The sequence below is a fragment of the Paenibacillus sp. NPDC058071 genome (assembly GCF_042885235.1).
Classification (GTDB): domain Bacteria; phylum Bacillota; class Bacilli; order Paenibacillales; family Paenibacillaceae; genus Pristimantibacillus.
Genome location: NZ_JBHVSK010000002.1, coordinates 166138 through 181464 on the forward strand (window position 1 = coordinate 166138; position 15327 = coordinate 181464).

Genomic DNA, 15327 nt, shown 5'->3' on the forward strand with positions numbered 1-15327 from the left:
CGCAATTTTAGTGAGTGTATCTCCAGGTTTAAGTGTATACGTGCTAGGTCTAACTCGTTCATCAGGTCGCTCCGGTGGGTCATTTACAATTTTATTCGTCCCGTCTGGCTTAGTCACAACCCTTGATTTTCTTGGGTAATGGAACACATACTCGCGGAGTTTCAACGAGTAGAAAATATCCCCCGGTGAACCGCCTGCTTCCCAATGTTCGAAGGACTCAGTGCTAACAGCCATGTTAATGTCCAAACTATGTTTTCCGGAACGATTACTGTAAGCATCACTGCCTACAAATACAAATCGTATAGGACGTTTAGATGCCATCCATCGGTTGATATAATCAACATACTGGCGAGGTTCCAACAATGCATTTCTATTGATAGATACATAGGGGGCAATTGATGCCGGAAAAAAGCTCTCGAAGCTTATTTCAGCTAATTCCCGAGATAGTACTCACCTGGCTCTTTACATTTTGCCAAATTAGTACACGTCTTTAGTGTTTATTTCTCGATTAAAACAATTCCTTCGCTTAAAGCATGAACTAACTCACTTTTCGCAGAAATTAAATCTTCTTGTGAAATATCAATATGAAATGCGCTGATATGAATGCTCTGGCTCCCGTTCTGAATAACATAAGTAGCTAGAGGATTTTTCAATGCTTTATTATTAAGGAACATAGGATAAACCAGACACAGCCGGTCGCATTGATATCTCACAGCATAAGCGAGCATTTGATAAACATCCGACTCCGACAAGTCAACCTTTGAATCACTCACTGGATTTTTATACTTAGCATCCACGATCATGTGCACATTAGATTCTGACTGGATCGTTATATCTGGCTTTAACAAGAACACATCGTTTTGAGAATCTAAGAAGCGCTGAGGTTTCTGATATTTAACTTCTAGTCCTTCTGGAGATAGTCCTTCATGAATCCATTGGTATAAAGTGTACTCAAAAAGCTGGTTCAACGGAACGAGAAATGTAAACGTTCGCTCATCTCCCGAATGGATACCAGGTTGCCGATTATGATAAAACATCTTAGCTAATTGAAATAAGGCTCGATAAGATTCATTCAATCGATTGAATCTGACTTGGCTAAACAATGACTCACTCAATCGTACAAATTGAATATTCTCAAGCAACATAATTGCCATATTTAAATTCTTCTTGTTTTCATCACTTTTAGTTAAAACGCGAAGGGAATTTATGGTCGTTTTGAAAATTTGATTCAACAAGTTATTTTCCGTGAATTCCTGATAGTTAACATAATGCTTATGCTTAAAAAATCCATTCCGAAGCAATTGTTGTTGAAACAAAATCCTGCCTTTGATCGTTACCATGTTTTGTTCTCGCTCTTCATACTGCCGATGAATCTGTTTGTGAAATAAGTCCAAAAACTTTTTTGTGAAAATGCTAATAAATATCTCTAGTAAATCCCCATTCATCACCGCAATTTGTTGAGGATTCGGAATATCTTTAATCGAAAGGAATCCGCTAGACGACAGTAAACGAAAAAGCATTCGGACAGACAATAGCTTTTCTTTTTCGGCATCCTCCGCGGACACCGAGTCCTCAAATAGTTTAGGCAAAATTTGGATCTGAAGTGATGGCGTTGCTATGAATCCAACATATTTACGTAAAAGCAGCCGATCATCCGCTCTGAGAATGAGGTTCTGCTTACCCCATAGCGACTCTAAAGATAATAATTCTTTTTTCTGAACATCTGTCAATTGTTTCCGGGAATACCTGTCCTCAAATACTGTCAAGGTTTTCTTTGTCATGCTTCTGATCCTTTGTAGAGGGCTACAAGGGCTTTTTCAAACTCTGATATCGTTTCAGAAATCGAAGGTAAGGTGCTCAGAAATCGAATACTTCCGGATTTTTCAAAGAACTTTGTCCCAACTACAGATTGAATAGCAGTAACATCGTTATAAAAGTACTCGGCAATTAGAGGCAATACTTTATAATACCAACTCTTGTAAAGGTCATCGATCGTAAGAATATCCATTAAGTAGGCATGACCGATGCGATGATCGCGGTCAATTTTTTCCGAAATCTTCTCGTTAATACTCTTCAAAAGGGATGCCAATTCAACATAACCAACCTTCGCATTGTTTTGATCAAACAACGCATAATCAGGCTCAACTTCCACAAATACAAATCGGCTTCTTAATGCTGTATCCAACATTGCGATCGAACGATCTGACGTATTCATCGTTCCGATAATGTACAAATTTCTTGGTAGTGTAAACGGCTTTTTCGAATAAGGAAAATTGTACTAATGGTTTGTCGCTTATCCTTCTCAACCAAAGTCATGAGCTCACCGAATATTTTAGAAATGTTGCCACGATTAATTTCGTCGATAATTAAATAATAAGGTAACTGCTGCACTTGCTGAGACTTAGAGATTGTTGAATTAGAATTATCATAGTTACCAATTAGCTTCTGTACATCGGACATTTGAATGCGAGGTAGCTCATAAATCGTTTTTAAAGTAAGACGAATGCCGCCATTCATTTCGGAAATATCAATCGGCTGCGAAAATTCCTTTAGCCATGTAACCGACCTAACATGAGGAGATGGTCTACCTTTCATGAACGTATAGTCGCCCGTAATTACTCCAATATCCCGTATCGTCCACGGCCCATCGTAAATAAATACGATATCACCCTTATTCATTTGATTTATCAAGGTGTCTAATGTATTGGCGTCCATCGTCGGATTTTTTGCATCATCGTCTCGTTCATTTTTTAATAAAGCGAATATCTCTTCATAAGTCTTGTCAGATAGATCAAGATCATCGAGCCAGTCCACTGCGATATGCTTCTCTCTCTTGCATCGATTGTAGGATTGGTCGTCATTGCGACGACCAAGAGAAACTTTCCACACCTTTGAATTGGGGCGAATTAATTCTGCTCCTGTAATTCCGGATTGTCGCGATTCTGCTTTAATAATTTGAGTAGATGCTGCTTCAACCATTTGTTTGAGAACACCCGACTCAACTTTATAGCGTATTTCGCCACCATCTGTTTTTTGCTCCGAGGCATCGTCTAATTGAGGTCGTATCCCTTCAATAAACTTCATAAGAGTATGACTGATGAAATGTTATAAAACGAACCCGTTCTTCCTTCTCAACAGTTGTAAAAGGAACATAACGTTTTTGTTGTCTATATTCAAACGCTTCAATGATGTTTTTCGTCGCGAACGTCTTGCCCGTTCCAGGAGGGCCATATAGAATTAGGTTAGGATTAAACTCCAGAAGTTCAGCGTAGTTCCGGTATTGTTCAAAGTACTCAGGCCATTCTTCTTCTTCAACTAATGGTTCAGGTGAAACTGTGGATGGTTTAATAATGCCATCCGAATTAGGTTTGGGAATCGGAGTTTTTCGTCGACCAACCAAAATATTATCGTAAAGCTTTGCAGGGTTGCTCACCATAAAATATCCTTGTTTTTCAAGCTCACTCAATGCACTTTTTAAGTAATTTCGCTTAAATGGAGCTTCCTCTTCAGCAAATTCAAGCAATTCATGTAGGGTATAACGCTCATTAACCGTATTTTTATCCTCATACAGTTTACGAAGGCCAAGATAAGGCTGTGATTTCCCGTCCTTCCATTCCAAAAATTCAATCATTCGAGCTTCTTGAAGATTATTAATGACTACCATTACATCATTCTCTGCAAGTGGTGGTAGTTGAGTGCTTAAAGTGACGAAGAAATGCCTTTCCGACTCAAATGATAATTGATTCCATTGCTCCATTGGAAACATCGAAGTTGTTTCAATAGGGAAGAATCCGTAACCAAAAGTCGATTTGGATATCTTGTTTAACAGATTAATGTCCACATTAAAATATGGACTCTTAATAAATTTCGACACTGGTGTTGCTTGTGCGAGTTGTTTAACCTCATCGAAAAACACAACCCCTGTATCCGCTGGATTAATTGGATTCATTTTATTACCGTAATCTCTAACTTTCCAAAGAGAAATAACGGTTGAATCCGTTACAACAAAAACGTAATCCGCAGGTTCAATTCCTCCATACCACGAACTACCTTTGGCTCCTGCGGCATAATATCTTTCCTGAATTTGAATCGGTCTCTTGCTATCGAATTTCCCAAAATAAATTTTGCTCATCTCTTTTTAATCCCCTAACATTCTAATATGATTTGCTATCTAATCTTAATTGTTGGGAACGACAGCATCTTGTCAGAGATCTATATTCCATTGTTTCACACCATATAAATAATCCCGCCATAGTTCGCATTATTAAGAGGCGTGGCGGGAAAATCAATAATTATTGCTACTTAAGTCAACTGCTTTAGATCAACTAAAATTACATCATCATCTACCATCAGGAATGGTGCACTTCCGTTTTCAAGTTTTGTCACTGTTTCATACAAAAACTTGCCATCCTTAGAGTACTTGAGTTCAGCAAGTCTTCGCTGCCAATTCGCTCGTGAAGCTCGTCCACTATACTCGGAGCGAAGCAAGTAAGTCAACCAATCGGTCTCACAAGTTATTGCAGGATGGTTTTTCCATACGACGATATGATCATAGGAGCCGAGCAACTGAAAGTTCCCACTTTTCCTTAAACAATCTGTGAGCAGATCTTCTGTCCAAGCTAGATTATTATCCAACTCAGGCAACTGAGGCCGATTCATTATTTGTGTAATAGTTATGTACGGAAATCCCAGTAACTCCATATGTTCCAACTCACTATTCACCAATTCAACAAGGTTACTCTCTTTCTCGTCCGTCCAGCCGAAGCGCTTACGATGAATATATTCACCGAACTGACCATTTTGGTAGAAGAAGATATCTGTACTTGCCGCAAGTACAGAGTCGAGCGTCTCAGCTCTTGCTCCCACTTCCTCCGTCACCCAATGATAGACCACCTCGCGAGCAACCTCAGCCTCTTGCTCTTCAAGATACTGCTCGACAAGCGTTTGAAGTGTCAATTCCCCTGCTGGATGATCAGCCGATAAGATGAGTGGATAACGAATCATTCGGAACCTTGATCCATCCGTTCCTTTCAACAAATCATATAGAAGATAAGAAGAACCGATTCCAAGGGATACGCAAGAAGCTAACACCTGTTCGAACAAACGATTAACATGAATCGCAGCTGTCTCCGCCAGTAGCTCTTGAAGCTTCTCCGTTATTTGAGCTAAGTCACTACTGGTATAAGGATAGAATTCCCTTAAACCCACGACACCCAAGTCTGTACTTACAAAGTCCGAATCAGTCTGTATGGAAAATTCAAGCGTGAACCTCTTCCAACCTCGTTTACCTACAAATTCATCTCGCAAATGTTCCACTGTAATTGGTTCATGAAACTCCCGGATGTACATTTTAATTTGTTCCGCATTGCTGAGTTGGAAGGCATCGTCGCTATGCCAGATGTGTGGGAATTTATTAAGTGCAAGCTTGCTCGAACCTAATTTACGTAACATCGTATAGAGCGCATACTCTGTAGGGATGCCGCCTTCATGGAGTCGCTGTTCGTAAAGTGGGAAAAGTCTATTAACCGAAATTGGACTTCGCTTCTCCAGTAATTCCAGCGCTTTTTCCGATATCTCATGAACGAGTGATTCATCCACCTGAACATATTCATGATGTATGAACATTCCTCTTCCCCACAAGTAGGCAATATCAAGAAATTCATCCCGAACAAATACGGAAGCGAAGTCACGCTCTTTGACGTACTCACCTGGCTTGATGATATTGGCAAGTGCCATCAATTCCTCTTCACGCTTATATATTTCAACACCCTCAGGGAACTGTCGGAGAACCATTTCAACAACTTCCCATTTCTTCGAGTTTGCTAAATAGTAATTACCTTCCGTCGTCATAGCCAAGTCAGAAGCAATCATCTTCCAGGCAAGTTCTGATGGAAGACCGTCATTTTGTAAGGCCTCGTCAATAATTCCTCGTAGCGTCCCTTCATCCCAAACGCGCCCACGTAACTGGGTATTCAAGTGTTGACGCAGAAACTCCTCTGTCCTCTCAACTTCCTCTTGCGTCCTCGTCGTCCACCATCCATACCTCTCCAAGTAGACAAGCCCTTCGAATTCTTCGACGACTTGCTCAATCAATCCGTGTAAGAAGTCATCATTTACTTGCATCGGATACTCGAAGAAAGAATTACGAGACATGCAGGCTTCCTTAAGCACTCGCTCAAGATCCAATACATCCGGGTGAAACGAACGAAGTACTTTCGGTATAATCTGACGGACCCGTTCTCTCGTCAACACGAATTTCTGACCCAACCATTCTAACGTGGCCTTCCTGCCTTCTCTTTTTTCGAGCCAGCGGCTATGTAAAATCTGTAAATTACGATTACCTTGAATCTCCTCCTCCGATAGTTTCAGAGCCAACTTGTTTTCTGCTCTGCGTAAGGAATATTCTATTCGTTCGGATAGAGACATCGCCTCGAACTGCTCCAGCATCCTAGACTTTAACCGGTGTTCCTCCAGCCTCACTAACAGCTGAGATACAAACTTCTCGATGGATGTTTTACCAACACTTTCTCCTTTAGACAGTTGATCCAGCATAGTCGGAAGCAATCCGACGCTCGTTATGCATTCTTCATCAAAATATCTTGTAATTCGTTTGACTGACGGGTATTCCGCTGCAGTAATTGGCATCACAAGATCACTTTCACTTAGTTCTATGACCTGATCTTCCCAAATCAATTTCATACTTTCTTTGGCTGATTGGCCAACAAGTGGAGTGCCCGACACTTCTACTGTAACGACTTGTTCCGAGTCGCCATAAGTGGATAAAAATGAGATTAGCTGTTTGGCCATCTTCTCGAGCGCACCTGAGCCCGCTCCCTTGATGTTCGGTAGAAGACTTCTAAGATCATGTGGCAACTCTCCAAGTAGAGTAACATTGCAGTTCTGGATAATACCGCTCAAAAGTGCCGAACATCCGTTGATGGGCAAGTCTTTTATGGGAAACGCTAAGAGTTGCTCTGGAATCTTGATTTCGTGTTCTGCCGATCGGACAGTATGAGCCGATAGCTCAAGCTCAGTTTGAGCAACCGAGTCTCTTACTTCTTCAGCGGCATCAAGAACGTACGGCTGTAGCGCCGCTTTTACTGCCTCATACCGATTGCGAAGTAGCCATTGAAGTGAATATTCCGGTAATCCTAAAAGCTGATCCGTCGTTCGAATTCCGAACCGCTCCAACTGACGAACTACATCGAGAGTGAGTATGTCTTCAAGTGGCAGACCTGTTGTCAACGAAGGCATAGCCGTCCATGAGTCTGGTCGCTCAAGCTTGATGAATCGACTTAGCTCACCCTCGAATTCGAATCCGTAGAACCACAATTGTACGAGTGTGTCGTGAAGAAGCTTCGGTTGATGTCGATATAGCTCTCGTAGCCGATCTTCGGACCAATCGTTAAAGTAGATAACGCCTAGACTATCAGCAATTTCGCTCATGCGACTCGGCTTGTAGGAAGCAACCTTTTCCCATTGCAGGTAGGATGGAACCATAACTGATGCTTCTGTAACTGACTCAGCCTCTGCCTTCTCTATGCAATCGGATTGTGCATCATTATCCCAGTCCTGTTTAGAGGTTGCTTGTTCCGTTGTTGTTGTTTCTATTTCTACAGCCTCTTCCTCTTCGAGTCCCACATCAGCCACTTCAACCACAATCACTGAAGTCATAGCAATCGACACATATCGTCTCTCTGTTGGATCCTTCCCGGTCAGGAACCACGCCGGCTTACGCTTGGTAGATTGACTTCCGTTGCGGGCGAATCGGAAATAGAAGCCTTGGCCCTTAAGTGCAAATAAGACATCCTTCAGTTCCCATCCTCCGACAATCCATAACGCGCCGCCGTTGTCTCGCTTGTCAATAATAGACAGTGATTTTTCTGTCAAATAATCTGCAATTTCAATTCCCTGTATATCTTCTTGCCGAGCAGATAACTCCTCAACTGACTCCGTGTTTTCCACTAAGCGATCAGAATCAGAATCCTTGCTGATAGAAGAAGTTGAATGCTCCGTACCCTTTTGCGCCCACGCGTCCATCTGTCCCGCGAACTTAACAAGTAATTCGTTCATCTCTCGGAATCGCTCATCGATAGAGGGCAGTAGTTTGTCCGCAAGTTGATCTTTTAGCAGTTGCTCTAGATGCTCGCTTAGTTCTTCCTGGCTCGGTTTATCTGCTTCTTGCATTGTTCCTGAGCTAGATGGCATTGGCATTCGATACTCGGGGATGACAACATCCAAAGGTCCATATGCTTCCACATACCAGGCCGACAAAATATACACATGACGATGTGCAGTAAGCGCAAGATCCGATGGTACTTCCTTAACATCGTGCGCAGCTGCATTACCATTCATCCGGAGCCACTCGAAACTTCCACGAATATCCTCCGAAATGATATCCCTACGGGCCAGTAGATGAAGCCGTTCTACTTGTTTGATCGCATAGACTGGCTCTACTTTCTCTGTCTGGGATACGATCGCCGCTAACTGTTCTCCGAACAGTCGACCCTGAATTAGCGTCGTTCTCGGATTTGTCCACACCGCTTGCTCAACCTGGTCCATCAGTTGGGCTATATTCTGGTTGACGAGACGTAGAAATTCGAATGATGACAAATTGGTTGCTCCTTTCTCCTCTATTCAATATTGACTTTGATCAAGTATTATCCTTAGACAGCTGCTTCTCAAAGTCATCACACAGTTTATTTACCAAATCATCCATTTCTTTGAAGAAAAAATCCCCTACTTTTTGGCGGTTCAGCGCTCTATATCGGCGATAGATCACAGCAAAGTCGTGATAGATTTCTTCCTCAGAAACGTGAGAATGGATTTTCACAATTAACCGCATACCTTCATTAGCACTTCTCACATATTGGAAAAAATCCTCTATCTTTGATTCAAAATCTTGAATGAGAGAACCCTTCTTAGCCTCTAACTCATTACGTGCCTCAATGATAGCCAAAATATCAAATTGGTGGGGGCCATAACCTTCTTTTGCTTCAGCTACTTTGGTTGGCTTATTTTTCTTTTCCTTTGGTGCTTCTGTCTCAACTTCGATAATGCCGATTTGATTGTCAAAATAAACTTCTATCGGATCTTTAACATCCTCACTACGATGCATCATGTTGTAAAGTGTATTGAATTTACGCCAAAACAACAAGAAACTTGGCTCGCTATATTTAGCATCCAGATCAATTACATATTCAATTCGATTTAGAATTGTAAAATACTGCGCTGCCTTAGCCTTAGTATCAGCTGTACGTTGAGGATTAGCGTCAATATACTTCTTTAAGCTGCTTTCCAAATCCAGATAACTCTCAGGATCATCCCTTTTTGATTGATCTTTATAGATCGAAGTGAACGCCGTAAAGAACTTGTCGTAGGTATCTGACTTTTTAAGCTCGACAAGCAAAATATCTAGTATTTTCTTGTCGCCGAACGGGTCAAAATCACTAACCACCACATCCGAAAAATGCTCAAATGCATCTTTAATATTCTGCACATTAACATTGTTATAGGAGAAGTCAACGATTTTGCAGTCATTCTTATATTTGGCGGTCCGGTTAACGCGGGAGATCGTCTGAATTGCACTTATGCCTTTAATCTCTTTATCCAAGAATAGCGTATGTAGCTTCTTCTCATCGAACCCCGTTTGCAGCTTAGCCACTACGATCATCAGACCATTCTTTTTCAGAGCAAAACTTTCCAATACCTTTTCTTCACTTAAGCCTCCATTAAGACCCGATGCGCTTTGTTCATCCTGATTGTTAGAATAGACTACGTGAATCGGAGCTTCGGCATACTTCTTATATTTGTCTTCTTGAACCAAGGCATTATAATAATGGTTCACAGCTTGCTGATATGCAATTGCAGCTTTAATGGAATGCACCGCTAACATAGCCTTGCCTGTTCCTCGAATCTGACGATATACATCTTTAACGAGCAGATCAGCAATATATTTAGCAATTGCATCAATTCGTTCACGATTTTCATAAACTTGTTTTTTCTGGGCGTCTTTATATTCTTTCGCGGTAAAACCTTCTAGCTGGTTACTTGGCAGATCAAATAACATCTTGGAAGCTACTGGCACAATATTCTTAAGCGGATTGAGAATGAATCCATCCTCAATCGCTTCCTTCATCGTATAGGAGTCAAACGGTCGCCACAGTTTCTCGCTTTCAGCATAACCACTGAATTCTCCAAAACGCGCAAGCGTATGATCATCTGGTGTAGCTGTAAACCCGATGATCAAATTTTTCTTTTTAGTTGCCCCGGCAACCTGCACATGATTATCGAAAGGTGATTGTAATTCATCAAATATACTTACCATTTCTTCATGCTGGTCGCCGCTATTGGATCGATGAATCTCATCAATTAAGAATACAATACGCATATGGGCAAGCTTATTTACAACCTCAGTATCGAGCATCTCACGTACAGAACCAAACTTCTGCAAATTCACAATGACTAGGCGAGTATCGGAAGCCAGTGCCTCTAGAAAAGTTTTTTTGTTATTTGCTTCCATGTACATCCGATTATCGATGTTCATGTTTAGCATCTTAGAATCAATTTGCCCACGAAGCTGTAAGCGATCCACCACAATCATGATTTTGTCATATACATATTGTCCATCTCTGCGCAAGTCCTTCAGCTGTAAAGCTGACCATCCAATAATATTGGATTTACCGAATCCAGCAGCATACTGCATCAGCAGGGAGTATACATTTTTATTGTTAGAGTAAGCTTTTCGTTTCTCAAGTAACTCTTTCTTCTTGGCTTCTGATACGCCGACAAGCTGCTTCTCTAACAACTTTTCAAAATATTGATCTTCCTGCTCATGTGACAGAAACTCATCAATCTTGGCCACAATCTTATCTGTTCCGAATTTCTGCTTGGGCCGTGGAGAAATCAGCACCCCTTGTTCGTTCTTTAGCTCTTTGCCATTATTCGTAACGTAGACATCTCGCTCGATAAAGTTGTAGTAGAGAATTTCTTTTTCAATAAATACCTTCCCGTAGAGAGCAGTAAACAACTCTTTCAATTTCTCTTTCTTTTCTGCATCGGGATTCAGAAGTGGATACGGCTTAAACACGCTTTTGGCTTTCTTCTCAATCTCTTCACGGTCAAATTTACCTTCGCGGCAAGTCGCAAGAATCTCTTCAAAATAGTCAGAAAGCGTACGTATAACGAATGTTTCTCCAATATCTGTCGTGGTGATATGAATGGCTTTTTCGAAGATTTTCAAAAAGTCCTTACGGAAAGACTCTTTCTCCTTATCACTTAACATATAACTACTATCAATATGCTGATGATAAATCTTAACCGCTTCGAAATAGTCTTTAATTACCTTGCCACGACCGTTTTTGCTAGCGCTCTGGTTCGTGTAATTAGACTTCAGTTCGCTGTAGCCCAGATATATCCCGTTCACAAACAGCACAAGATCTGGACGGAAGGAAAATACCTGAGTCCCTTCATAATGAAATTTATATGGCAGTTCTTGAACTACGGAAAAAATATTCTCATCAAACAGCGTATTATTATGGATTACACTATCTCCTGTATAGAATAGGTGTAACTTTATACCCTGTAAAGTAATCGATTTATTCGCGTTGATAAATAACGCCATATTACGGCTACTGCCGCTGCGCTCTTTGATGAGTTCAATCAAATCTTTGAGTAACCTACTCTTGTCACCCTTGTATTTTCTTAGTAAAGCTTCATAGGGTTTCTTATTTAACTCAGTTTGAGAAATAAACTCTTGTAAATCTTCTTCGATAACTAGCTCATTTGTCACCGTATTTGCCTTCACTTCGCGGTAGCTAAGGTCTTCTCGGAAGAAGGGCAATAGAAATTTATCTTGCAAATGTAGTTCGTTCATTCAGTCGCCCCTTCCTTTGTAGCCCTGATTTTGCCCGTAACTAAATCGTTTATAAGGGTTTTACGAAGTTCTTTGAGCTTGTCAATCTGAATGTTGATGGTCTCGAAGATACGGTCTATACGCGCTGTTTTTTCGTCTAGAAAATCGGCGATGGCTGTTTGTTCAGGGAGTGGCGGGATCATTAACAATAAATCATTTATTTTCTCGATTTTTAAGTTAATACGGGTAAAGCCTTTGCCTTCAACAGAAAGATGATTCCGACATTTAACAGAAGCCAGTAGATAGTTGATGAACTTTGGTTTTATTCCTTTTTTTTCAAATCGAAACCCTCTGCAAAAGCTATTAAGATAGGTGTCTACTATATCGACTTCTAAAAGTGCGGATTTACCAATATCATCGTGATTTTCAGAACTCATAAGAAAAAACAGATCATTTTTTCTTACCTTGTTTTGTTTTTCATTTGGGTAGACAATCACTTTGTTCATCTCAGTAGGAGAAATATACTGATTATTAGCAACATTTACAAAAGGAATAAAGTTACTACTAAATTCATGTTCATCGGTAAAATCCTCACCCTTCTTACCTGACAATCCACTATATAGAACGCCTAATTCTTTCAGTCGCTTCACATCCCAATGCTCAGGCACTTCCCCGATCCATTCAACCCCACTGTTTTTTATCGCAACGGATTTATCTAATCCACGGGTAACAGTCTCGTTAATGAGAGAATGTTTGAGTTTTCCATATTGAATCGCTTTTTGGGTGAGCAGTTCAATCTTCCTGTCAATATGAGAGGTCTCACTGTCCAGATAATCTGCAATCGCTTTTTGTTCTGATAATGGAGGAATCGTGACCCATAGTCTTTTTATAGCTTCCTGATTTATATTGGGATCTTTTCTTGCACTATCTGCAAACATCTCCCAATGGGGACGGAAATATTGCATGTAATACCATAAATAAATTGAATCAAATTTCTTTTTCTGAGGTAATACTGCACAAACAGATTGGTTAATAGTGACCGTTTCTTCAAGAATTGAATTTTTTCCAATCGTACCCATTCCACCATACATCGCTAGCAAAACGCTTTTAGGTGGTATTAATTTCAAACCACAATGTTTAATTGCTAGATCAGTTATCTTAAATTCTGAAGTATATAACCGATTGTTATTTAAATCTGTTGTTCTTACCCAAAAAAATGTTCCATCATCATAATAGTCACTAGTACCACTTTGAGGCGTAGTCCCCGACTGGGTTTTTGTTAAGCTTTTTACCCGTTCCAATCGCCAATGATGAGGAATTTTATTAAGCCAACTTAGCTCGCAGATTTGATAATTATCATATTCCTTAATAGCTCGTATCGTCATAGTACTAGCCCCGATTCCAGCGCTTTCAACTCATTTTCAATCGCATCAATCTCTGCTAAGATATCTCCAACTTCTCGCAGTTTCTCTGGCTTGTAAAAGATTTTATTGAAGTTCAATTCAACGCCTATAACATTTTCTAAGTAAGTAAAAGGCTTTGTAATATATTGGGACATAAAGGCCGCAATTGCTTTATTGTTGGTGATTTCGTCTCTATGGAACGGGATAATTTCATAATCCTTCTGGTAATCCGGTGTGAGCTCCACACTAATTTCAATACGCTCTGACTGTGTTTTATTAGCATTCTTATAAGCAGACTTTACAATGATTTTACCACGGCCTAGTATCTCTTGTTTGTCATTAACTTCTTTGACTAAGGTTTCTCGCTCGGAATCAAACCAATATTTTGCAGACGTAGTGCTAATCACCAATGGCTGTTCCTTATAATCTATGGAAGTTATAAAGGGCTTGATATCTTGCTCAAAGGCATCTGCTAATGAGGTAAATTGTTTATCATCAAAGGTAGTAATCACAAACTCGGTGAGTTCACGTTCTCCATAATTAATTTTCGTCGGAATAAGCTTTTCACTCTTCTTACCTTCTTTAAGCTTCTTTTCAAAGCCATTTCCGTATTCATCTACGTTGGTGAGTATAATCGCTTGTTTGTTGAAATAAAAAAACTCCTTGTCGAACACTTTAGCGTAATCGGTATCTTGGTATTGCGTTAATGTGTAAATAATTTCTATTCGGCTTGCTTCATCCACCTCTTTGCGTTTAGAGCCTTTGCTCTTCTTCAATGGTTTGAATTTATCACTAGCATTAATCAACATTACTTTGTCTTTGTGTAGCGGCTTTTTATTTTTATTCAATACCCACAGATATGTGTAAATGCCAGTATTAAAAAACTCGTCCGTTGGCAATTGAATGACGGCTTCCACAATGTCGCTATCGAGCATCCATTTGCGAATATTGCTTTCAGCTGAACCAGCGTCGCCACTAAACAAGGTTGAGCCATTATGTACCACAACACCCATACCGAAGGAATCCAGTTTGGAAACTAGATGCTGCATGAACAACAATTGCCCATCGGATATAGAAGGCAGAAATTTAAATCTATCCGTTTTATCATTTTCAATATCCTTTTGATAACCCTTCCAGCTCACACCATAGGGAGGATTGGCAATGACAACATCAAATTCTTCATTATAGAACTTATCTTCCACTAAAGTGTTACCATGCTCAATCTTTGAATCGGGTCGAAAACGGCTTTCTATCTTAGCAAGAGCATAAAGTGCGTCATTCCAATCTTGCCCATAAGTTTGTGTTAGTCGTTTAGATTTGGCATTTATGCGGTCTTCCACCCCGAACAGCAGGTTCCCACCGCCGCAGGTACAATCGTATATCTTCAGAAGTTTGTCGGATTCTTCGATTTTGGAGGCAATAATTTCGGCAATAAGCGCAATCACATCGTCAGGAGTGTATTGCTCCCCTGCTGTTTCCGCCGAAATATCTGCCCATTTCCGCTTGATATGCTCTTCTAGTGTAGTTATTTCGGAGTTATTAAACGGTTTAAGGTCGATTTCACTCCATAACTTGGTATAACCAAGCAGTACTTTCTTGGCTTTAAGCTTAGAAATAACACCTTTTATATCGAGGAACTTTTCTCCTTCTGTTGCATCTACCCCCAACAAATCCTTAGTTTCTCCATCAAAGCCGTGCAAATAAGCATCAAAATCAATTTCGAAGGATTTGTCGTTCTTACAAATATCCGTGAGGGTTTGATTCTTCTCAAAGATATAGATGTTATAGCCTTGGCCCTTATCTTTAATCAGATCGTATAGATCGTCTTTATGAATATTAGCAAATGCTTCTTCACCGATTTCAGCTTTTAAATCATCAAACATCCTAACAAGTCGACTTTCAATCATTGTAAGTGCAAAAAAAGGCATCATATAGGACGGCCACTCTGATTCTTTGATCCCACTTCCTCGAAGTAGATCGGCAGTAGCCCAAATTTTAGATTCATATTGTAGAATGTTCATTTTGTGTTTTCTCTCTTTTCTCTTTGGAATTTACCAATCTAGGTGATAG

8 protein-coding genes are annotated in these 15327 nt (G+C 40.3%); all 8 read right to left on the reverse strand.

The window, feature by feature from the left end:
* Positions 1-497 precede the first annotated feature (497 nt).
* Positions 498-1781: an McrC family protein gene (locus ACFVTB_RS03645; RefSeq protein ID WP_387745324.1), complete on the reverse strand. Its 1284-nt coding sequence runs from the start codon at positions 1779-1781 to the stop codon at positions 498-500.
* On the reverse strand, positions 1778-2152 hold the full coding sequence (locus tag ACFVTB_RS03650; protein WP_387745327.1) for a hypothetical protein: 375 nt from the start codon (positions 2150-2152) through the stop codon (positions 1778-1780). Before ACFVTB_RS03650 ends, ACFVTB_RS03645 begins: the two co-directional genes overlap by 4 nt.
* 59 nt (positions 2153-2211) lie before the next feature.
* Positions 2212-3084, reverse strand: a complete 873-nt coding sequence (locus ACFVTB_RS03655) for a hypothetical protein (protein WP_387745330.1) — start codon at positions 3082-3084, stop codon at positions 2212-2214.
* Positions 3071-4132 carry a hypothetical protein gene (locus tag ACFVTB_RS03660; RefSeq protein WP_387745333.1) on the reverse strand — a complete coding sequence of 354 codons (1062 nt, stop codon included), beginning with the start codon at positions 4130-4132 and terminating at the stop codon, positions 3071-3073. Before ACFVTB_RS03660 ends, ACFVTB_RS03655 begins: the two co-directional genes overlap by 14 nt.
* Before the next feature lie 170 nt (positions 4133-4302).
* Positions 4303-8613, reverse strand: a complete 4311-nt coding sequence (locus tag ACFVTB_RS03665) for a sigma-70 family RNA polymerase sigma factor (protein ID WP_387745336.1) — start codon at positions 8611-8613, stop codon at positions 4303-4305.
* Positions 8614-8653: 40 nt separating this feature from the next.
* The gene (locus ACFVTB_RS03670) at positions 8654-11875 is read right to left on the reverse strand and encodes a type I restriction enzyme subunit R domain-containing protein (protein WP_387745339.1); all 3222 of its coding nucleotides are present in this window, start codon (positions 11873-11875) and stop codon (positions 8654-8656) included.
* Complete coding sequence (locus tag ACFVTB_RS03675) at positions 11872-13239, reverse strand: restriction endonuclease subunit S (protein ID WP_387745342.1); 1368 nt, start codon at positions 13237-13239, stop codon at positions 11872-11874. The genes ACFVTB_RS03670 and ACFVTB_RS03675 overlap by 4 nt, the downstream gene beginning before the upstream one ends.
* Positions 13236-15278 carry an HsdM family class I SAM-dependent methyltransferase gene (locus tag ACFVTB_RS03680; RefSeq protein ID WP_387745345.1) on the reverse strand — a complete coding sequence of 681 codons (2043 nt, stop codon included), beginning with the start codon at positions 15276-15278 and terminating at the stop codon, positions 13236-13238. Before ACFVTB_RS03680 ends, ACFVTB_RS03675 begins: the two co-directional genes overlap by 4 nt.
* Positions 15279-15327: the final 49 nt, after the last annotated feature.

Coding starts and splice junctions, on each gene's coding strand:
- ACFVTB_RS03645 (WP_387745324.1), bottom strand. CDS start 1,781: ATGACAAAGAAAACCTTGACAGTATTTGAGGACAGGTATTCCCGGAAA.
- ACFVTB_RS03655 (WP_387745330.1), bottom strand. CDS start 3,084: ATGAAGTTTATTGAAGGGATACGACCTCAATTAGACGATGCCTCGGAG.
- ACFVTB_RS03660 (WP_387745333.1), bottom strand. CDS start 4,132: ATGAGCAAAATTTATTTTGGGAAATTCGATAGCAAGAGACCGATTCAA.
- ACFVTB_RS03670 (WP_387745339.1), bottom strand. CDS start 11,875: ATGAACGAACTACATTTGCAAGATAAATTTCTATTGCCCTTCTTCCGA.
- ACFVTB_RS03675 (WP_387745342.1), bottom strand. CDS start 13,239: ATGACGATACGAGCTATTAAGGAATATGATAATTATCAAATCTGCGAG.
- ACFVTB_RS03680 (WP_387745345.1), bottom strand. CDS start 15,278: ATGAACATTCTACAATATGAATCTAAAATTTGGGCTACTGCCGATCTA.